This window comes from Enterococcus sp. AZ077, assembly GCF_051714965.1.
GTDB classification, from domain to species: Bacteria; Bacillota; Bacilli; order Lactobacillales; family Enterococcaceae; genus Enterococcus_B; species Enterococcus_B hirae.
Window position 1 is genome coordinate 2,645,019 of sequence record NZ_JBIOSX010000001.1, and the last position, 19,982, is coordinate 2,665,000.

General features: G+C 40.9%; 11 protein-coding genes, 20 tRNA genes and 1 riboswitch (1 of these 32 only partly in view). Of the genes, 1 reads left to right on the forward strand and 30 read right to left on the reverse strand.

Annotation, left to right across the window (positions count from 1 at the left end):
• Positions 1–23: 23 nt before the first annotated feature.
• The 6 genes from IGL28_RS12210 to IGL28_RS12235 all read right to left on the reverse strand — a co-directional run bounded on the left by IGL28_RS12210 (position 24) and on the right by IGL28_RS12235 (position 12,264).
• The gene (locus tag IGL28_RS12210; RefSeq protein ID WP_081128876.1) at positions 24–851 is read right to left on the reverse strand and encodes a class C sortase; all 828 of its coding nucleotides are present in this window, start codon (positions 849–851) and stop codon (positions 24–26) included.
• Positions 852–877: 26 nt separating this feature from the next.
• Entirely contained in the window at positions 878–2,392 is a 1,515-nt protein-coding gene (locus IGL28_RS12215) for a SpaH/EbpB family LPXTG-anchored major pilin (RefSeq protein ID WP_081128878.1), read from the reverse strand.
• Positions 2,385–3,677, reverse strand: coding sequence for a pilin N-terminal domain-containing protein (locus IGL28_RS12220; protein WP_081128880.1), 1,293 nt, complete (start codon positions 3,675–3,677; stop codon positions 2,385–2,387). The genes IGL28_RS12215 and IGL28_RS12220 overlap by 8 nt, the downstream gene beginning before the upstream one ends.
• 51 nt (positions 3,678–3,728) lie before the next feature.
• Complete coding sequence (locus IGL28_RS12225) at positions 3,729–8,543, reverse strand: prealbumin-like fold domain-containing protein (protein WP_438743404.1); 4,815 nt, start codon at positions 8,541–8,543, stop codon at positions 3,729–3,731.
• Positions 8,544–8,779: 236 nt separating this feature from the next.
• Complete coding sequence (locus IGL28_RS12230; protein WP_081128884.1) at positions 8,780–10,549, reverse strand: ABC transporter ATP-binding protein; 1,770 nt, start codon at positions 10,547–10,549, stop codon at positions 8,780–8,782.
• Between the two features lie 2 nt (positions 10,550–10,551).
• The gene (locus IGL28_RS12235; protein WP_081204229.1) at positions 10,552–12,264 is read right to left on the reverse strand and encodes an ABC transporter ATP-binding protein; all 1,713 of its coding nucleotides are present in this window, start codon (positions 12,262–12,264) and stop codon (positions 10,552–10,554) included.
• Between the two features lie 117 nt (positions 12,265–12,381).
• Between IGL28_RS12235 and IGL28_RS12240 the strand changes: the two genes are divergently transcribed.
• Entirely contained in the window at positions 12,382–13,038 is a 657-nt protein-coding gene (locus IGL28_RS12240; protein ID WP_081128888.1) for a TetR family transcriptional regulator, read from the forward strand.
• A 153-nt stretch (positions 13,039–13,191) separates the two neighbouring features.
• Here IGL28_RS12240 and IGL28_RS12245 read toward each other — a convergent pair whose 3' ends face one another.
• From IGL28_RS12245 to IGL28_RS12360, 24 genes are all read right to left on the reverse strand, one after another.
• Positions 13,192–13,737, reverse strand: a complete 546-nt coding sequence (locus IGL28_RS12245) for an acyl-CoA thioesterase (RefSeq protein ID WP_010736958.1) — start codon at positions 13,735–13,737, stop codon at positions 13,192–13,194.
• Positions 13,738–13,868: 131 nt separating this feature from the next.
• Positions 13,869–14,657, reverse strand: a complete 789-nt coding sequence (locus IGL28_RS12250; RefSeq protein ID WP_010736957.1) for an alpha/beta hydrolase — start codon at positions 14,655–14,657, stop codon at positions 13,869–13,871.
• Between the two features lie 154 nt (positions 14,658–14,811).
• Complete coding sequence (locus IGL28_RS12255) at positions 14,812–16,287, reverse strand: MDR family MFS transporter (RefSeq protein WP_081128890.1); 1,476 nt, start codon at positions 16,285–16,287, stop codon at positions 14,812–14,814.
• A gap of 168 nt (positions 16,288–16,455) precedes the next feature.
• Positions 16,456–17,649 (reverse strand): methionine adenosyltransferase, encoded by a 1,194-nt coding sequence (gene metK / locus IGL28_RS12260; RefSeq protein WP_034868017.1) that lies wholly within the window; start codon positions 17,647–17,649, stop codon positions 16,456–16,458.
• Positions 17,647–17,725, reverse strand: a riboswitch (SMK box riboswitch). It overlaps the preceding gene by 3 nt.
• Positions 17,726–18,068: 343 nt before the next feature.
• Positions 18,069–18,140: transfer RNA gene (locus IGL28_RS12265), tRNA-Glu, on the reverse strand.
• A gap of 12 nt (positions 18,141–18,152) precedes the next feature.
• A tRNA-Ile gene (locus tag IGL28_RS12270) sits at positions 18,153–18,226 on the reverse strand.
• Between the two features lie 14 nt (positions 18,227–18,240).
• A tRNA-Gly gene (locus IGL28_RS12275) sits at positions 18,241–18,311 on the reverse strand.
• Between the two features lie 4 nt (positions 18,312–18,315).
• A tRNA-Phe gene (locus IGL28_RS12280) sits at positions 18,316–18,388 on the reverse strand.
• 3 nt (positions 18,389–18,391) lie between these two features.
• Positions 18,392–18,465: transfer RNA gene (locus IGL28_RS12285), tRNA-Asp, on the reverse strand.
• 43 nt (positions 18,466–18,508) lie between these two features.
• Positions 18,509–18,582: transfer RNA gene (locus tag IGL28_RS12290), tRNA-Met, on the reverse strand.
• Between the two features lie 46 nt (positions 18,583–18,628).
• Positions 18,629–18,718: transfer RNA gene (locus IGL28_RS12295), tRNA-Ser, on the reverse strand.
• 18 nt (positions 18,719–18,736) lie between these two features.
• Positions 18,737–18,808: transfer RNA gene (locus IGL28_RS12300), tRNA-Glu, on the reverse strand.
• A gap of 16 nt (positions 18,809–18,824) precedes the next feature.
• A tRNA-Ser gene (locus IGL28_RS12305) sits at positions 18,825–18,912 on the reverse strand.
• Between the two features lie 24 nt (positions 18,913–18,936).
• A tRNA-Ile gene (locus IGL28_RS12310) sits at positions 18,937–19,010 on the reverse strand.
• Between the two features lie 14 nt (positions 19,011–19,024).
• A tRNA-Gly gene (locus tag IGL28_RS12315) sits at positions 19,025–19,095 on the reverse strand.
• A 1-nt stretch (position 19,096) separates the two neighbouring features.
• Positions 19,097–19,173 (reverse strand) — tRNA-Asp (locus tag IGL28_RS12320).
• A gap of 47 nt (positions 19,174–19,220) precedes the next feature.
• Positions 19,221–19,294, reverse strand: a tRNA-Met gene (locus IGL28_RS12325).
• Positions 19,295–19,340: 46 nt separating this feature from the next.
• Positions 19,341–19,430: transfer RNA gene (locus IGL28_RS12330), tRNA-Ser, on the reverse strand.
• A gap of 24 nt (positions 19,431–19,454) precedes the next feature.
• Positions 19,455–19,528 (reverse strand) — tRNA-Ile (locus IGL28_RS12335).
• Positions 19,529–19,542: 14 nt separating this feature from the next.
• Positions 19,543–19,616: transfer RNA gene (locus IGL28_RS12340), tRNA-Met, on the reverse strand.
• 28 nt (positions 19,617–19,644) lie between these two features.
• Positions 19,645–19,717: transfer RNA gene (locus IGL28_RS12345), tRNA-Ala, on the reverse strand.
• Between the two features lie 19 nt (positions 19,718–19,736).
• Positions 19,737–19,810, reverse strand: a tRNA-Pro gene (locus IGL28_RS12350).
• A 10-nt stretch (positions 19,811–19,820) separates the two neighbouring features.
• Positions 19,821–19,894, reverse strand: a tRNA-Arg gene (locus tag IGL28_RS12355).
• 10 nt (positions 19,895–19,904) lie between these two features.
• Positions 19,905–19,982, reverse strand: a tRNA-Leu gene (locus IGL28_RS12360); it runs 8 nt beyond the window's last position.

Consider the following 19,982-nt stretch of genomic DNA (forward strand, 5'->3'; position numbering starts at 1 on the left):
CAAGTAATCCAACATGTCTTTTTCTATTCTATTGGCTTTTCACGTATGACTCGCAGAATGAACAGGGATAGACTTCCTACAAAGAGCAATAAAATGAGTAAGATCATGAGATTGAGCCACCATTGTCTTTGTTCTGCATTCGCTTCTTTTTGGGCTAGTTCTTCTGTATAAGGCACTCGATGTCCTCTGACTAATAATCGATGGGAATTGATCATATACGGTGTACAGGTGACTAAAGTCACGAGATCTTCCTCTGGATAAATTTTTAGAGAGCTAACGTCGTCAGGGGTCACAATAGTGATGTCATTCACTTCATAGGCCAACTTTTCTTCTGCATAGGTGATAATGAAAATATCCTCCAACTCCAGTTGATCGAGATCCGTAAAAAGTTTTCTTTCAGGAATCCCACTATGGGCAGAGATCACACTATGATTATTTTTGCCGCCAGTAGGATAGGACGTTCCTTCCAAAACTCCAGCACCATATTGGAGGATCGTTGGGCTTGCATGGTCAAACAGCGGAACACTGACCCTAATCTTAGGAATTTGAATCGAACCAATCAAGTGATTTGCTAAATAATTAGCGAGGTCCGCTTCTTTCCGTCCAGTGTAGGTTGGGAGCGTGATCGCTCCCATGCCTCTTTCTGCTAGTTCTTGATTATACTTTTTGGCTCTTTCTCGTGCCTGTTGCTGTTCTGCTTTTGTTTTTTGAGACTCATTGATACGATAATGATCAACGAGTTGGTTGAAGGCATTGACATAAAAAGGATAACTCGCAATTAATCCACCTGTTAAAAAAAGAAGATACATCACGATCCGAATCCACTTTTTTGGTCGCTGTTTTTGGGACATTGGATATTCCCTCCTTCAAAACCTGTTTACATTGGCTTTTTTTTCGTTTGTCGATAAACGACGTAGGCTGCTAAGAGAATCAGTCCCCCAATCAGCAGGAAAATATAGATACCCATACCACCGGTTTCCGGTAAAAGCCCTTGAGGTTGGTTTTCGATCGTGACTAAAGGTGTCTCTGAAGCAGTTGAATCAATTTTAAAAGTGGTATAAGGATCTAAAATGACGTAACCACTTGGAGCCGTCACCTCTTCCAACGTGTAGGTTCCCGCTTTAAAGCCCCGAATATCAAAATAGCCATCTGGTCCTGAGGTTATTTCTGTCCCGACATCATCCCAACCAATCAAGACATTCTCTTCATTCAGACGTGCGTACAATACTTGACCATCAGAATCTTTAAAAATCCGAAAGACCGCCCCACTTAATGGATTGCCATCATGACTATTGATCTTTCTAAATTGATGCTCATTCGTCTTGACTTTTGGTCCATCTAAGATCGTAGGATCCGAGCCAAAATCGATTGTGGCGGTATTATCAGATAGTTGAGTGATTGCATCACCCGTGAGCGACATGTCATAAGAAATCGTGAGCGTTTTTCCTTGTAATAATTCAACCACTTCCTCATTGTCAATGTGGAAAGTAATCGTAAACCCACCATTCGGAGCAGCTGTATCAATCGTAAAATAACTACTAGGTACCGCTACACCATCAATCAATACTTCGATTGAATCAGGGGTCGTTAGTCGCAACCCATTAGTTGGTGTATCCGTGATTTCGAAAAATGCTTTGTTACCTAAGTCACGGGGAACAGCAACCGTCAACAGATAATTTAAGATGTCATCTGTTCCAACATCATAGTAGGTTACTTGATTCCCATCTTGAGTGATTGTTACTTCATTAAACCGACCGCTATCTACTAAAGTTTTCGAATGTTCTTTCAAAATATTTTTAGGATAGAGGTGGATCTCTGTTAGTTCTCCATCACCAGCATAGACTGGCAAAGCCAAAAGTAGTGGGTATGCCATTTCATATATATTCGCTGGTGATTCTTCTTCGACAAAGAGATAAACAGCATCTCTACCTTGGGCATCTTTTCGAGGTAATTGGTCAAAGACCGCAATCCCCTGTCTGTTTGGATCGGTCTCGCCACTTGCTGTTGCTGTCACTTGAGTCTGCAAAGGGCCACTGGCATAATCAGGGGCTCTTTTATATAAAGCCGCATCAGACTGGATTCTTTCCAAGGCTTCTCGTGCTGTTTTCCCATCCTCTCTGATAGAACGAAAATATTGTTCTGTGACATCATAGACAGAAAATGTCACTCCGTCTAACGGATCACCGCCAAAGTTTTCCATTAGTTCACCAGTATTTTGTTGATACGCTTCTTTCGGGATCTCATCCTGCCAAACACGTTTATGAAGCGTGACATTCACATGCTCTGGGGCTGCTGCTACTGGAAGACTCATTCCTAAAAGACTGAATGCCGAAAACAACAACGTAGCAAGCATCACGAATATCCTGAATTTATTCTTTTTACTTTCAGTCATCTTCTTCCCTCCTAGTTTTGTTCATGTACTTCCTTAACAAGTAAGCCAGTAATAACAACGCAATACCTAAAATAGCTAGCGCTTGTCTCATTTCTGCAGTACGTGGTAACAGACGATTGAATAGTTGTTCCGTCCCTGTCGCTGTCCCTCCTTGTCCACTCCCATCATCTGTTGGCAGATCATCGTCCTTTTGAGACTCTCCTGCTCGTGAAATGTTATAGATTCTAGGTCCTTTCTCTACCGATTCGTCCTGTTCATCAGAAAAAGGTTCCGACATTTTTTGTTCATTAAGTGTCATGAATAAAAACTCGCCTGCTTCATTTTTCCAAGTATTTGGGATAAACAATGGGATCTGCCGATTTTCTTCACTGATCTCATACCCCGGAAGAGTTTGCAATTCTTCAAAATAGTATTCACCACCGATCAAAAAATGGTCTGCTATCTTGACACGCCCTGCAGCATCAGAGATGAAGGTTGCGATTGCTTCATCATTTAAGGGATCATCACTTTGTTTCCACACATCCCCTAACGCCTCCTGATTTTGCGCTAAATAGATTTTTTCCCCAGCTTCGTTATAACGAAACAGGGAAAAAATCACACCTTCGAGAGGTTCGGTCTGCTCAGTGTCTTCTTCTTTGCCATATTTGTAAAAATACGGTTGTCGAAAATACCCAGCATTTTTAGGATAAAGATGAATCTGAGTCAGCTCTACTTCATTTAGTGGGTCCATTAGAGGCAAGCCAATCATTATCGGTGCAGCATTTGTCACATTGAAATAACTAGTTTGCTGGGAATGATCCTCAACGATCAGATAAATTCCATAGTGACCGTTGTGCTTTCTGGGAACATCGACCACACCCACTCCTTCGCCAAATTCAGCATGAGTCTGCGTTAGGACAGGACTACCTGTCACTTCTTCTAATTGCTGCTCTGCAATAAATTGTTCGATCTGGATCGGGTTCATCTGTCCCAAGCGTTTAGCTAAAGCTTGCGCATCTTCTTGTGCTTGAAGATAGTAATCCGTCAAATGATAGACATGAAACGTGGCGCCATTATAAGGAACACTCAGACCAAGGCCATTTAAGTTAGCCAATTCATTTTCTGTCAATTGTCTGCCATTTGATGGAGAGGTCTGTGGATCTGTGATCGACTCATCTACAAGGACTCTCTTGTGTAAGATGAACGTCACAGTCTCAGGATCAGTAGCATAGCCTCTATATGGGAAGAATCCGGTTACTAACAGCAGACCTAGCAGCAGCCATTGAAACATTCTTTTTTTCTGCATATCCTCTACTCCTTTCTCATTTGCTGAAATGCCATCAGACCGTCCTAATTACTATTTGCTATTTCGCTTACTTCTCAAGCGATAGAACAACCAACCTAGTAATAAAACAATGGTAGTGAGGGCTGCAATTAGAAAGAAGCGAAGTCCAGGTCCACCTGTCATTGGCAATAAGCCAGACGTTTCCGTATTCATGATTGGTACGACTTCCATTTCGTCCAAGTTTTGGACAGCTTCATGTGGTTGTAACAAAATGTAATCTGTATCAGCTAGCCTAAATCGTTCAGAAAGGTCACTACCTTCGTGATCAGTAATACTTATTTCTCTAATGTAATAATGATAAGCTTGACCATCTGGAGTAAATTTCTCCAAGCGGTTACTGATCCATTTCAACCCTTCACCTGTATCTCCTGGCGTTAAGAGAATCGTTTGGATTTTCTGCTTTTCCCCTTCTTCGACACTTCTAAATAACTCAAAGGTAATGTAGTTAATGCTCGAGTAATCTAAATCGCTGAATTCAAATTGTTTCTCAAATCCCACATAGACGCGTTCAGGGGTACTTTCAGGTGTCGTGCTATTTTTCAGGATGATTTGCCAATTCTGATTAGCATCTTTCACGATCTTATTGAGATTATCAACTTGATCGCCCTCTTCCCCACTACTTAAATCAAAATATGGTTGCAGGTTTTTTCCTGTTTTGGTATTGATGATGCTGGTTTCTTTTACGATATAACGATAATCCTCACCTAAATCGGCTAACTCTTCGACCAGCACTTTAAACTCATTCTCCTGATTTAAAGTGAAAGTCATGGGTGTGAATGAAGCATCCAAGCGCCACTCATCGCTTTGTTCATGCCGTTGTTCCCTTAATAAATTGACCGTAATTTCATAATCTTCTTTGATCTCCTCTGGTACTGCCGCATTAGGCGTGGTAAAATCCCAATTTTTTTCGATCATGAAAGGCTTTGGTCGGTTTTCAACAGTCAACTTGAACTGTCCATTGTCTAATTGGATCGTTGCTCGTTCTTGTGTCACTGGAATCCCTTGTTCATCGGTGAAAAAAATTTCCTCTTCTCTACTAGTCGTTCCTGATGCCTGTACCTTGAAATAAATGGGCTCTGGTAGTACAGCAAACGGACCTGCTGGTGGAGTAATCTCTGTCAGACGATAGATTCCGTTCGTCAATCCATAAGCCTCTTCTTCATGAACACCACCGATCTGAGTAGGATTATCTACCGTAAATGTCCCTAATACTCTTTCAGGAAATTGTTCTTGGAAAAAATCTTTAGATTTTTTCTCTAAACGGAATTCTGAACCTGTAAGGTCATTTCCTTCGTGATCGGCTTTATAGAATTCCACGATTCGGTGGATTCCTGAAGCATAACCTTCGCCCGTCGTGATGTCCGTAATGGATTCTTCCGTCACTTTTTGTTTTCCATTCAAGAAAACACCTGCACGATTATTGACAGAATCAGCGGTTGTTTGGGCAGTATATTCTACGATCAATGTTTTATCTGTCACTTCTGACTGACCGGTATTATCACCTACAACTAATTGGAAATGAGCGGTTTTTTGCGATAAATTGATCAAACCGTCCGCAGCTAACTGGTCAAAGACGGTTTCTGCCTTCACACCTGGCTCACTTAAAGCTCTTCCTGTTTGCTGACTGATCCAATGAGCTTCACTTGTGTCATTTTCTGGATTTGCTTGCCATTCAAAGATTTGATAAGCACCTCGCCCATCTACGCCAATGTACTCTGGCAAATATGGGACTAAGAGTTGTTGTGGTGCCAACAGTAGAAAATCTTGTTCATCGATTAAACGGCGTATTTTTTCAAATTGCTGAGTCTGGGGATTGTATTTTCCTTCAAAAACGTTGATTCGATATTTTCCAGTATCGGGATCTAGCAGAAGCGTCGTTTCTTCTTCATGATCCATGAGATCAAAGAGATACAAATTCTGGTATTTGGCGCCACCTGGGTTCACGATCATGCGGTAGGTGATATGTTCGCCGTCGTCTGCTACTTCACCCGTCTTGATCACTAAACTTTCTGTCGGTATCGTGACTTGCGTTTCTACTTCTGTCTTGCGCCCACCAGGACTTGTCAGTGTCGCTATATTTTTATAAGAACCTGCTAGTAATGGATTATCAGCTAGTTCTTGAGTGGTAACATAATCGGCAATGAAGAAGATAACGATTGGTCGATGACTCTCTTTTAAGAGAACGATCCGCATCAATTGTGTTTGCGGATCATATTCTAGGCGATAATCCGTACCTTCCACTAGTCGTTCATTCCCTGCATAATCTCCTGCCGCTATTTTCCAGCGGTGTTGATTCGTATCAGGATCAATCGGACCAGCTAGGTTGGCGGTCCCCTGAAAGACGTGAACAGAGTCTGGCTTAAACTCCCAACCAGCAAGGGTCGAAAAATCATCTTCAATGACGGTTCCTGCTGGTAATGGACCACTGGAAGGATTGAATTCTAGACGAAACAGTGTTTGGTAGCGATCAACGATTCCAGTGTAGACCGGTTGTCGACTCTCATTTGAAAAACTTTCATCTGTCCAATATTCAAACGTTCCGATATTTCCAGCATCAGCTTGTTCTGCATCTTCAGCGATTGCTTCTTCATACTTTTGCCCTGGCTGTAGGAATAACCCTTTTTTATGTCCATCGTTTATGAGGCTATAGTGCCAATTGCCAAATGTTCCATAACCAACTGAATCTTGAGAATACTGAACGTCTCCTTGCCGCCAAGTTGCTTTGGCGTAGTTGAAGAACGTAATATCTGGATGGATATACGTTCCACCTAACCAAGGATAGATCCCTTGGACTACTGGATCGCTGGAATAGTAATTACTTCTATTGAACTGAGAAGGGTCTTCATCCCAGATTTTTAAATAACCTCTACTAGATAACTGATGCTCTTTCGTTGAAAAATGAATCTTAATGGTTCGATCCGTTGTTTCGTAATCTCCAATCAAGCGGATCGTAAACCCTGTTTGATAAGCACTATTCGCTTGATGTAAATAACTCCCATCTGGCAACATCAATCGTTCGCCTGGTTCAGAAAGATTATGCAAAACCAACTCAAAATCAACACCCTTTTCTAATGTGTTGCCTACGTCATCTGTGATGATTAATGTCGATTCTAGTAATGAGCGAGCATAATAGATCCATTTAAAAGGACGAACATTGTTCTCATAGTAGCCGTGATAGTTATTAGGATCGAACAATCGCACGAGATCCTCTTCAAAGATGATGGAAGAATCACGGATTTCTACTTGTTCAACTAATTTATTTTCCTGATTGAACAAAATCTCCCAATGTTGGATCTGCTGAGTCTGGTCACCCCCAACTCCACGTTTTACGATCCCTGGCATGCTTGGGTTAGGAATAATTCCGCCAGCGCTACCTTCACCAAAACTTCCTTGGATCGCATGGTTGGAAAACTGGATCGTATCCGCTGAAACCTGTCCATCCGTCGTTTGTATCCTCGTTTGGTAGGTGATTCGGTAGGTGCCATTCGCATCCCCTGGTGGTGTGAGCGTCATCTCTGTGTTTTCTGCATTGAAACCGACTGTAAAGCCCTCCGCATTCGTTCCAGTGATCTGCAGTGAGTCTTGTTCAAAGGTATGGCTCGCAGCATTTGCTGGAATGACGGATAATCGATCGACGATAGGGTCTTTTTCACCATCGACGTAATAATACGTGTCGATTTGCCAAGTCACGAGTACATAGTCATACGCTTCTCGATTACCTGTTGGTTGACCAGGCTCATCTGTCGCCTGATAAAAATCAATTTTGTCTGATCCATTTGGATTTTTAGCTATTCGTTTTGAAAAATCTTGTTTTACGATATCAAATTCGACATCATTCGTTTCTGTCCGACCTAATTCATCACTTTCGACAATGAGTTGATTATGAACAGTTGGTTGGCTCAGATCTTTGACTCTGGTACGGATGATTAATCGATAAGCCGTTCGTTTAGGCGTTTCATTATTTCTGATCGTCCAAGTTATTTGATTGTCTTGTTGTGCTTGACTATAATCACTTGCTAACAAAGGATGGAACTGTTCATCCTCCACTTCTTTCTTTTGGATACTAACTGACACAAATTCCTGGTTATCACCAAAGAAATCTGTGATTTTCACATTTGTCAGCGCTCGATGTTCTTCGTTGACTAACGCTTCCCATTCAACAATTCCGGTGTCCCGATTAAAACTAATTCCCTGCTTTTCAACGATTTCTTCTCCTTTAACAATGATTGGCACTTCAACTACACCATATTCTCCCAAATCTACGATCAATTCTTCGGTAATATTATCAAAACTCGTATCAATAGAAAACGAGCCTTGGATCTCACTAAAATTATAAATACGGGTATTAAATTGGATCGCTATACTACGATCTTCATTTACATAAAACGTACCAAAAGAAAATCGTCCAGTTTCATCCATTAATTCACCCGATAGACCACCTGCTGGAATCAATAACGTGTCAGGAATATTTTCAATGATCGTATAGCGTTCATTAGCCATTAGGTCGCCGCTAGGATAAATATCGTCATCGACCAACCACCAATTGATTTTAAGGCGGACATTCGTATCACTTGGAACGCCTGTTTCAGGCAAATCACTCGTATACGTGCCATCCTTTTCAGGATCGATCATCAATTGGACGCCGTTATCATTGTTCCCGTGAGTCTCACCTAACTGAAACCCTGTTGGTTGTCCAGTTACATGGAAATGACCATTTGAGGAAGCATGTGCTAACGGTCCCATCAAAAAGAGCGGGTTGGACAAAGGAACCAAAATCGTCAAGAGCATCATCAATTGTAAGCACACCTGCCTTATTTTTACCTTCATACCCATTACCTGCCTTTTTATAGTTTTTAAGGAGCGCCTTATTTAACACAAAATATAACAGGTTTCTTGAAACAGCTTACTTCAACTTTTTCAGACAAGTCTGAAAAATAACAATTCTTATCTCACAATGGCTAAAGTCAAAGAGATCTCCATAGACAAAAAAAGACTACTTAGAAAAGAGCCATTCCCTCTTCTAAGTAGTCTATTAGTTAGCTTATTTGTTCATTAAAAACAGATCATTCAAAGACAAACTGATTATGATAAAGTTCAGCATAGAAGCCATCTTCTGCCAACAACTGATGATGATTTCCTTCTTCGATTACTTTTCCATCACGTAAAACAACAATACGATCCGCATTTAAAATCGTTTTTAACCGGTGGGCAATCACAAAGCTGGTACGTCCTTTGATTGCTTCGTCCATGGCTTTTTGGATTTTAGCTTCTGTTACTGTGTCCACGTTACTTGTTGCTTCATCTAAAATCAACAATGAAGGATTCGTAATGATCGTTCTGGCAATACTGATCAATTGTTTCTGACCGGTACTGAACAAGTTGTTTTCTTCAGATACTTCTGTTTCATACCCTTTTTCTAGATTCATGATAAAGTCATGAATATTCGCCTGCTTAGCGGCATTGATCACTTCTTCATCTGTCGCATCAGGTTTCCCAAAGACAATATTGTCACGAATAGTACCCGAGAATAGGACGGATTCTTGTAAAACGATTCCTACATGTTTTCGTAAAGCATCTAAATCATACTCACGGATGTCTGTCCCATCAATCGTTACTGCACCACTATTCACATCATAAAAACGATTCAATAGATTCATGATCGTTGTTTTACCTGAGCCAGTCGGTCCAACTAACGCGACCATTTCGCCTTTATTTACATCAATAGATACATCATTTAACACTAATTTATCAGGGTTATAACCAAAATCAACGTGTTCCAAAGATAAGCCTTTATCGATCCCATCAAAGGATTGACCATTCGCTGGTTTTACTTCATCTTTTTCAGCAAACATCTCATTCAGTCTACGTGCTCCTGTGATCGCTAATTGGATCATGCTATAACCAGATGAAATTTGCATCAATGGTTGATAATATTGTTGGGAATACTGAACGAATGTGACTACCAATCCTAAAGCAACCGAGCGTTCCAGATCCCCATTCAGTGCTAACCATCCACCAAAGAAAATGACGATTGCGGTATTCACTAAAGACATCCCTTGCATCATTGGGAAAAGCAATCCTGAATAAGCTTGTCCTTTAAACGTTGCTTTACGAACAGTCTCATTGTGTTCTAAGAAACCATCAATTGTCTCTTCCTGTAATCCATTGGTGATGATGACACGTTGCCCACTGATTTTTTCATCCATATAGCCGTTCAATTTCCCAACTTCGTCTTGTTGTAAATCAACGTATTTTCTTGCCTTTTGGATAATCAAAACAGCAATCAAAACTGCCACTGGTGTAGAAGCAATTGTTGCCCAAGCTAACTCAACATTTTGGCGGAACATCATAATCAATATCCCAAAAAGTAAAACGATATTGGTGATTACTTGGAGCAAAGCTTGGTTCAAACTATTTTGGATATTATCTAAATCACTCGTAAATCGACTAAGAATTTCCCCATCTTGATGAGAATCAAAGAAGCGGATCGTCAATTTTTCTAGTTTATTGAATAAACCAATACGCATCCGATTCGTCGATTTACCCACCACTTGCGTAAATAAGATACTGTAAATGAAGTTTGCGGCACTCGCTAAAACATAAAACATTAATAGTTTCCAAATAATGGAAACGAAGCGACTCTTATCATCGACTCCTTGCATCAAAGCCCCAACATAGTTGGCTAGTTCTTGAAAGGCTTCTCCGATATATTGTGGTGCCTTCACTTGAAGATAAGTGGCAATGATAACTGTAACAAAAATAAAGAAAAAGGAGACCTTATACCGTTTTAAATAGTGATAGAAAAACTTACTGGCTTTTATTAAATCAGTCATGGCTACTCCTCCGTTCCTTTTTGTGTTTCGAAAATTTCTTGGTACACCCGATTGGTTGCTACTAGTTCTTCGTGTGTTCCTTCACCCACTAATCTGCCTTCATCTAATACAAGAATACGGTCTGCTTTGACAACAGAAGCGATTTTTTGAGCGATCACAATCGTAGTAGTGCCTTTTAATTCTTTTGCTAATGCTTCACGAACCAACTTTTCAGAACGCGCATCTAATGCACTGGTACTATCATCTAAGATCAAAATCTTAGGATCACCAATGACACCTCGGGTAATGGATAACCGTTGTTTCTGTCCACCTGAAAAGTTACTACTACGTTCTTCCACAGGAGCCTCATAGCGATCCGCTAATTTTTCGATAAATTCTTGTGCTTGAGCAATCGCAGAAGCATGTTCCATCTCTTTTTCAGAAGCATCTTTTTTCCCTTGACGCAAGTTTTGCGCAATCGTTCCAGAGAAAAGGATCGCTTTTTGTAAAACAAAGGATACAGTGTGACGTAGGCTTTTTTCATTGACTTGTCTTAAATCTACGCCGCCTACTTCCACTTTTCCTTCTGTTGGGTCAAACAATCGTGGAATCAACTGAGCGAGTGTCGATTTACCAGCTCCTGTTGCACCAACAATCCCCACCATTTCACCTGGTTGGATCGAAAAACTGATGTCTTTCAATGTGTCTGCATCATCGCCAGGATAACGGAAAGAAACATGATCAAAAGTGACTGATCCAGTTAAATTCTGTTCTGGTACATCTTGGTATGTTAAATCTGGTTCTGTGTCTAAAATCTCTTTGATCCGTTTCAATGAAACTGCAGCTCTTGATGTCATCATCATCATCATTCCACCAATAATGATTGCCATCATGATCTGCATCAAATAGTTCATGAAAGAAGCCAAACCACCGATTAAGGTTGGATCATCTTTTGCTAAATCACTAACAAAAAAGATTGCGCTAACTACTGCTAAATTAGCAGCCAACATAAAGGATGGAATCATCACGGAAAACAAGGTTCCCACAATGATGTTGTGTTTCGTTAGATCTTCGCTGACTTTACTAAACTCTTTCAATTGATTGTCTTCTTGGACAAAAGATTTGACTACACGGATCCCCATAAGATTTTCTTTGGCAATACTATTGACTTTATCAATCAGTTTTTGGATGATCATAAAATGTTTACCCATTCTGGTAAATGATAAAGCTGTAATCAAGAAAACTGCTACGATCAATGCGACAATGATCCACCATAATTGCGGCATCGTCATCATTGCCAAAACAAAAGCCCCGATAAACAGAAATGGAATTCTAAAGAGCGATTGTAAAGAAATCATGACTAGGTTTTGAATTTGTGTAATATCATTTGTTAGTCGAACTACCAGATTTCCAGCAGAGAATTTTTCGATATTTCCAAATGAAAAAGTCTGGATTTTACGAAATGCTTCTTCCCGAATATCAGCACTAATCCCTTGTGCCACTTTCGCTGAAAAAATCGTATTTGAAACTCCAGCTGCTAGTCCTAACAAAGCTAAACTGATCAAGTATACACCGATCGTTTTCATCTTGTCGTTATCTTCTGTAATAATAGCTTCTAATACTTGTTGTAAAAGCTTCGGTTGCCATAATGCGGCACTTACCATAATCGCTACAGAAAACAATGAAATAAATACAGCAACTTTGTATTTTTTTGCATGTCTTAAAATTAAGCCCATTGGTTGTTACACCCCTTTTTATTAAAATTGACAGGTCTTATTTAACACTGTAAAATAAGGCCGACTAACAATTTACCATGTTTAAAAAAATATTGCAATACAAGAGGTTGATTAAATTTGGAACCAAAGCTTTCCCAAGAAATGATTATCAAATCTGCTTTTGCGATTCTGGCAGAAACGCAAGAACTATCAAAACTATCTATGCGAAACCTTGCTCAAAAAGTTCAAGTAAAAGCCCCTGCGCTTTACTGGTATTTCAAAAATAAGCAAGACTTGCTCCAAAAAATGGCTGAATTCATGGAAAATGAACTAATCATTCCCGAGCCTCGTTTACCTTGGCAAGAACGCCTTGTTCAATTCATGGAAAACTACTACGACCTTTACACCCACTTTCCTTGTGGTGCAGAGCTAGAAATCAATACCGTTCCTTCTTATGCGAGTCGTTTGGAACACTTAGAAATGATGATCCAGATTCTTATCCAAGCGGGCTTTTCGATTGACCGTAGTCGTCAAGCAGTGTTTGCTCTTCATCACTTGTTGATTGGTCAACTGTTGGATCAACAGCATGAACAGAATCTTCGGCACAAAATCATGGCCGGTAATCACTTACTCAAAGATGCTATTCTTTCTATGAGAAGTTATGTCGAAGAAAATGCACTAGTTGGACTAAAGGCTAGTATCACCGCTCACCAGAACCAAGAAAATGAAAAACAACTCTTTCTTGATAGCGTGACGATCTATCTTCAAGGGTTGGCTGTACAAAAAGAATCGTAAACAAAAAAAGACATGAAGGCAAGTTCGCGAACTTGTCTTCATGATTTTTTGTTTACTGTTTGAGTTGACTACGTGAATAAAACTTCCTATTCCACAAGTAATAGTCAGTTTAGCTACTAGTTTAGCCATCTCACTTATCCTAGATGAAGCAGTCTAATCATCTATTCCTTCATTTTTTAACCAAGGAAGATCTGTTGATAATTGAGCAGCAAAAGCTCGGTAGTCTTCTCGTTCTTGTAAGCGCTGTTTGCGCCGTTTTTCGTATCCTGCGCACACTAGTTTTTCTTCTGCCGTGTCAGGTATGACTTTAGGTACTGTAAATTCCGTTTCTTCATTCATATGAGACGGAACAGCGACAAATGTTGTAAAACAAGTTGCGGCTAAGTAACGCTCCCCAGTTGTCAGATTTTCCCCAATAATTTTAACGAATACTTCCATCGATTTATGATGAGTACCACTTACATAAGATTCTACACACACAGAATGGTTTTCATGCAATGGCTTCAAAAAATTCAAGCTGTCTAAAGAAGCAGTAACTGCACCTCTACGACAATGTCTTGTCACAGAGATCGACGCAGCATCATCGATCATCGTCATCAATTTTCCACCAAATAAAAACCCAAAAGGATTAAGATCGAATGGAAAAATCCGATGTGTTTGGATGACTATCGATTCTTTACAATGTTTTATCTCTTCCAAAAAAACACCTCTTTCAAATTATTACCTTATGATTCGTCTTAGAAAAAAGCTAAGGCCAAGACAATGTCCCAGCCTTAGCGATCGTCCTGAAAAATAGTCTCAAAAGCTAAGAAAGATCAAGGGTTCTTCACCTATTTTTCTTCAAATAACCATTCCAAAGCACGTTGAATCCACTGATCCCAAAATACCCAGTTATGTTCGCCAGGACCATGTTCGAAGGTTACGCCAATCCCATTTGCTTTCAATGAATCAGTCATTTCTTGATTTGCTTGATAAAGAAAATCTGATTCCCCACATGCCAAGTAGATACGAGGTGCTGTTTTGTCACTCTTTACTAATTCTTCTAATAAATACTGAGGATCATTAACTGAACCTTTAATCTGATCTAACGGTCCAAATACGCCCTCCCAGAATTTTGCCTTTCGAATCATCAATAAATCATCCATCCGATTGCCTACTGAAATGGCTCCTGATAAAGAAATGATTGCAGCAAAATTTTCTGGTTTTGCTAGTCCAAGTTTCAAAGCACCATAGCCACCCATTGATAATCCAGCAGCATAAGTCTTTTCTCTTTTTGTCGTTAATTGTGGAAACAGTTCATGACAGATTTCGGGAAGCTCTTCTGAAATAAACGTCCAGTATTTCATATCATATGCCGTATCGGTATACCAACCTAGATCAGTAGAAGGCATAATGACCGCTAATCCATGGTCTGCGACATATCTTTCAATCGACGTCCGACGCTCCCAGACACTATGATTTCCTCCCATTCCGTGCAGAAGGTATAAGACAGGAACATCTGTTGTCGCTTGTTGTGAACTCGTACCGATCACTTTATTTGTTGTTTGTGGAAGGATTACATTCAGGTTTACTTCCATCTCTAAAACATTCGAATAAATATTTGCTTGAATAAATGCCACGTTGAAACATCCTCTCTAAGGTGTGAAAAATAGTGTTTTTGACCTGACCAATAATGACAAATTTTGATAAAACAACTATTCTAACACCGGTTATCGTTGTGAAATAATTGGTCAAACGACCTCACAAAGTAACATTTAGTACTACTTTCTTGTACTAATACTCTCTTATTCTATCACTTTTTTCACGAACGACAAATGTCAATGCAAAAGCGATCACTACTAGTAATAGCCCCACAAAATAGACTTGATGCAATCCTTCATATAAAATCTTCCGTAAAGGCGTGATCAACTCTGACGCAATGTTTTTAGCTGTTTGTGGGTTGACTAGCTTATTCATGATATCTGCATCATTCGTCAAATTAGTCGCATTCAGCTCCCGTTGTGTTACTCCATTGATCAATAAGCCAAAGACTGCTACCATCACAGTTTGTCCAATCGTCCGCACCAATGTATTGAACGAGGTAGCTACCCCTAGTTGATCTCGAGACACACTATTTTGGGCACTAACAGTTGAGGTAGTCATGGTGATTCCTAGTCCTACACCAATGACCGTTGAAATAGCAAAGAACCATAAAAAATTACTTTCAAATGGCATTAACCAGAGCCAGGCACCACCTAGAGAAGCAATTAACAGACCAATTCGTAATACCCAATTCGTTGCCATTTGAGTCATCCACTTACTTGCTAAGAAAGAACCGACCATCCAAACAAGTGAAAGCGGTGCTAAGACCAATCCCCCTACTGCAGCATTTAGCCCCAATACCCCTTGCATCCACATTGGGATATACACATCGATGCCCATTAAGAACCCACTGGCTAAAGCTGCTGCTAGATTCACGACCACAAATAGTGGATTAGCAAAAAGATGCAACATGATCACAGGGTCTTTGGCTCTTTTTTCGGCTGCAATAAATAAAAATAATAGAAGAAGACTTCCGATCAAAAGCCCGATCACTACTGGAGTAAATCCTTGATCCCCTAACAATTGAAATCCAAGAAGTAAAGCAACCAACATCGCCATCAAACTAAAGCTCCCGAATAGATCCATCGGTTTCGACTCATGTTCTCTCTGTGGCTCGTTCAAATAAAGCCAGATCAAAACCATCAATAAAAGCCCGATCGGTACATTAATAAAAAAGATCCAATGCCAACTGATCGTTTCTACAATAAAACCTCCAGCTAATGGTCCAAAAACACTAGCAATTCCCCAAGCCGAACTGTTCAAACCTAAAACTTTTGCTCTTTTTTCAATCGTATATAAATCGCCAATGATCGTTAACGCCACTGGCATCATTGCTCCAGCGCCCATTCCTTGAACAGCACGAGCAGCAATCAACCCCATCATGGTTTGAGAAAGTCCACAAAATAAAGAACCAATAATAAATAATAGCGTTCCAAAGATAAAAATAGGTTTTCTCCCCACTTTATCTGCAAGTTTGCCATAGATCGGTGTCAGCATCGCATTCGTTAGTAAATAAATCGAAAATACCCAATTCATGATCTCCATACCGTGAAGAGAGCCGACGATCGTAGGCATCGCAGTGGTCACGATCGTTCCTTCAATTGCTGTCATGAAAGTTGCAATAAACACACTGATCGTTACTAATTTGACGTTTGTTTCTCTTTTCATCTTATTCCTCCTTTTTTTATTGTTGCCAAATAAATTTTAGCCAAAAAAAATAGGCTTTATCATTTATCAAAAACACGAATCAAAAACGACCATGGATTTCTCTTCAGTCGTTTGGATAAAAAAAACTGGAATGATCCCATAAAGAGAACCATTCCAGCCATCAAAAAGCTATTTTGCTAAGCTTGCTTTAATTGCATCAACTTTATCTGTTTTTTCCCATGGCAATTCGATATCCGTACGACCGAAATGACCATAAGCTGCTGTTTGACGATAAATTGGACGACGTAAATCAAGCATTTCAATAATACCTGCAGGTCGTAGATCAAAGTTTTCTCTCACAGCGGCAATCAAGTCTTCTTCTGGAACAGTTGACGTACCAAAAGTATTGATTGAAATAGATACAGGTTGTGCAACACCGATCGCATAGGCTAACTGAACTTCAGCTTTTCTTGCCAAACCAGCTGCTACAATGTTTTTCGCAATGTAACGAGCGGCATAACTTGCTGAACGGTCAACCTTAGTAGCATCTTTCCCAGAAAATGCTCCACCACCATGACGAGCATAGCCGCCATATGTGTCAACGATGATTTTTCTTCCCGTCAACCCAGCATCTCCTTGAGGTCCCCCAATAACAAAGCGACCAGTAGGATTGATGTAGTATTTTGTGTTGTCATCAAGTAATTCAGCTGGAATAACTTCTTTTATTACTTTTTCAATGACGTCATGACGAATTGTTTCATTGTCCACTGCATCATCATGTTGTGTTGAAATAACGATGGTATCCACTCGTTCTGGCTGACCATTGTCATCATATTCAACTGTTACTTGTGATTTTGCATCTGGACGTAGATAAGTTAATTCATTGGATTTACGTAAATCAGCTAAACGACGAACTAGACGATGGCTTAATGCAATTGGTAAAGGCATTAATTCAGGTGTTTCATCGACTGCAAAACCAAACATCAATCCTTGGTCTCCAGCACCGATTTCATCCAATACATCTCTCTTCGCTTCGTCACGAATCTCAAGTGCTTCATCAACACCTTGAGCGATATCTGGTGATTGTTCATCAATTGCAGCTAATACAGCTACTGTATCTCCATCAAAGCCAAATTTTGCTCGTGTGTAGCCAATCTCTTTGATCGTTTGACGTACCACTTTTTGAATATCCACGTAGGCAGTGGTTGAGATTTCTCCAAATACCAATACAAGACCAGTGGTAACAGATGTTTCACAAGCCACACGTGCATTTGGATCCTTTGCTAAAATTGCATCCAAGATTGCATCACTGATTTGATCAGCAACTTTATCTGGATGTCCTTCAGAAACAGATTCTGAGGTAAATAAATGTCTTTCTCCCATAGTGATTCCCCCTAGTTAAATTCGGTTACAAGGCATCTCCGTCGATGACGGATCCTCTCGGGAACTTGCAACGAACCAAGTATAGCAGATATTTGAAATTTACGCTTGTTTTTTTAACGTAATTACTTAAAAATTTGAATAGTTCACTGATTATGCTGGTTATTTCCTTTATCCCAGGTAATCATTTCGCTTCACTATGCTACATGTTTAAAGAATAGCAAATAAAAAAGGTTCAAAGTTTAGGAGCATAAGTATACAACAAATCCCTTGTAGCAGAATCAAATTTTTTTCATTCTATTTCTGATCACCTATAGAATCAAATAAAAAGACCTAAAACAATCATCGCCTACGATAACTATCTTAAGTCTTTTGAAATCATTCTTACAAATAAAAAAAGATACTTTAGAAAGTATCTTTAATGACCCGTACGGGATTCGAACCCGTGTTACCGCCGTGAAAGGGCGGTGTCTTAACCGCTTGACCAACGGGCCAGGTGAAACTAATGGGCCTAAATGGACTCGAACCATCGACCTCACGCTTATCAGGCGTGCGCTCTAACCAGCTGAGCTATAGGCCCATAAAAAAACTAAAAGCGGGTGACGAGAATCGAACTCGCGACAACAGCTTGGAAGGCTGTGGTTTTACCACTAAACTACACCCGCATTATGGCGCGGGACAGAATCGAACTGCCGACACATGGAGCTTCAATCCATTGCTCTACCAACTGAGCTACCGAGCCAAACGGTCTGGACGGGACTCGAACCCGCGACCTCCTGCGTGACAGGCAGGCATTCTAACCAGCTGAACTACCAGACCATATTTAGTTTCTTATTTGGTGACTTTGAAAAATCAAAGTCAATTGCGGGAGCAGGATTTGAACCTACGACCTTCGGGTTATGAGCCCGACGAGCTACCAGACTGCTCCATCCCGCGATAATATAATTTGCGAATCAACTACTTTGTAGTAACTCTCAAAGAAAGGAGGATAAGGGATTCGAACCCTTGCACGGTTTTACCCGCCTGACGGTTTTCAAGACCGTTCCCTTCAGCCGGACTTGGGTAATCCTCCAATATAAAACTATAATCATGACCCGTACGGGATTCGAACCCGTGTTACCGCCGTGAAAGGGCGGTGTCTTAACCGCTTGACCAACGGGCCAGGTAAAATATTGAAACGGAGAAGGAGGGATTTGAACCCTCGCGCCGGTTTCCCGACCTACACCCTTAGCAGGGGCGCCTCTTCAGCCACTTGAGTACTTCCCCAAAACCAATAAAGTTTTGTACTAATGGGCCTAAATGGACTCGAACCATCGACCTCACGCTTATCAGGCGTGCGCTCTAACCAGCTGAGCTATAGGCCCATAAAAAAACTAAAAGCGGGTGACGAGAATCGAACTCGCGACAACAGCTTGGAAGGCTGTGGTTTTACCACTAAACTACACCCGCATGGCGGTCTGGACGGGACTCGAACCCGCGACCTCCTGCGTGACAGGCAGGCATTCTAACCAACTGAACTACCAAACCATGATTTTAGTTTTTTTAATTGTCGACTTTGAAAAATTCAAAGTCAATTGCGGGAGCAGGATTTGAACCTACGACCTTCGGGTTATGAGCCCGACGAGCTACCAGACTGCTCCATCCCGCGATAATATGATTTGCGAATCAACTACTTTATAGTAACTCACAAAGTAAGGAGGATAAGGGATTCGAACCCTTGCACGGTTTTACCCGCCTGACGGTTTTCAAGACCGTTCCCTTCAGCCGGACTTGGGTAATCCTCCAATATGGAACTTACAACGTCACTATGGACCTTGTAGGACTCGAACCTACGACCGGACGGTTATGAGCCGTCTGCTCTAACCAACTGAGCTAAAGGTCCAGGCTCTTTAAAAATCGCGGCGGAGGGGATCGAACCCCCGACCTCCCGGGTATGAACCGGACGCTCTAGCCAGCTGAGCTACACCGCGAAAAAAGATATTCATTATTCAAATGAAATGGAGCCTAGCGGGATCGAACCGCTGACCTCCTGCGTGCAAAGCAGGCGCTCTCCCAGCTGAGCTAAGGCCCCGTGTGAAAATTATTATCTATCGGGAAGACAGGATTCGAACCTGCGACCCCTTGGTCCCAAACCAAGTGCTCTACCAAGCTGAGCTACTTCCCGTTGATATAAACGCGCCCAAGAGGAGTCGAACCCCTAACCTTTTGATCCGTAGTCAAACACTCTATCCAGTTGAGCTATGGGCGCATATTTGTAATGCCGAGGACCGGAATCGAACCGGTACGGTGATCACTCACCGCAGGATTTTAAGTCCTGTGCGTCTGCCAGTTCCGCC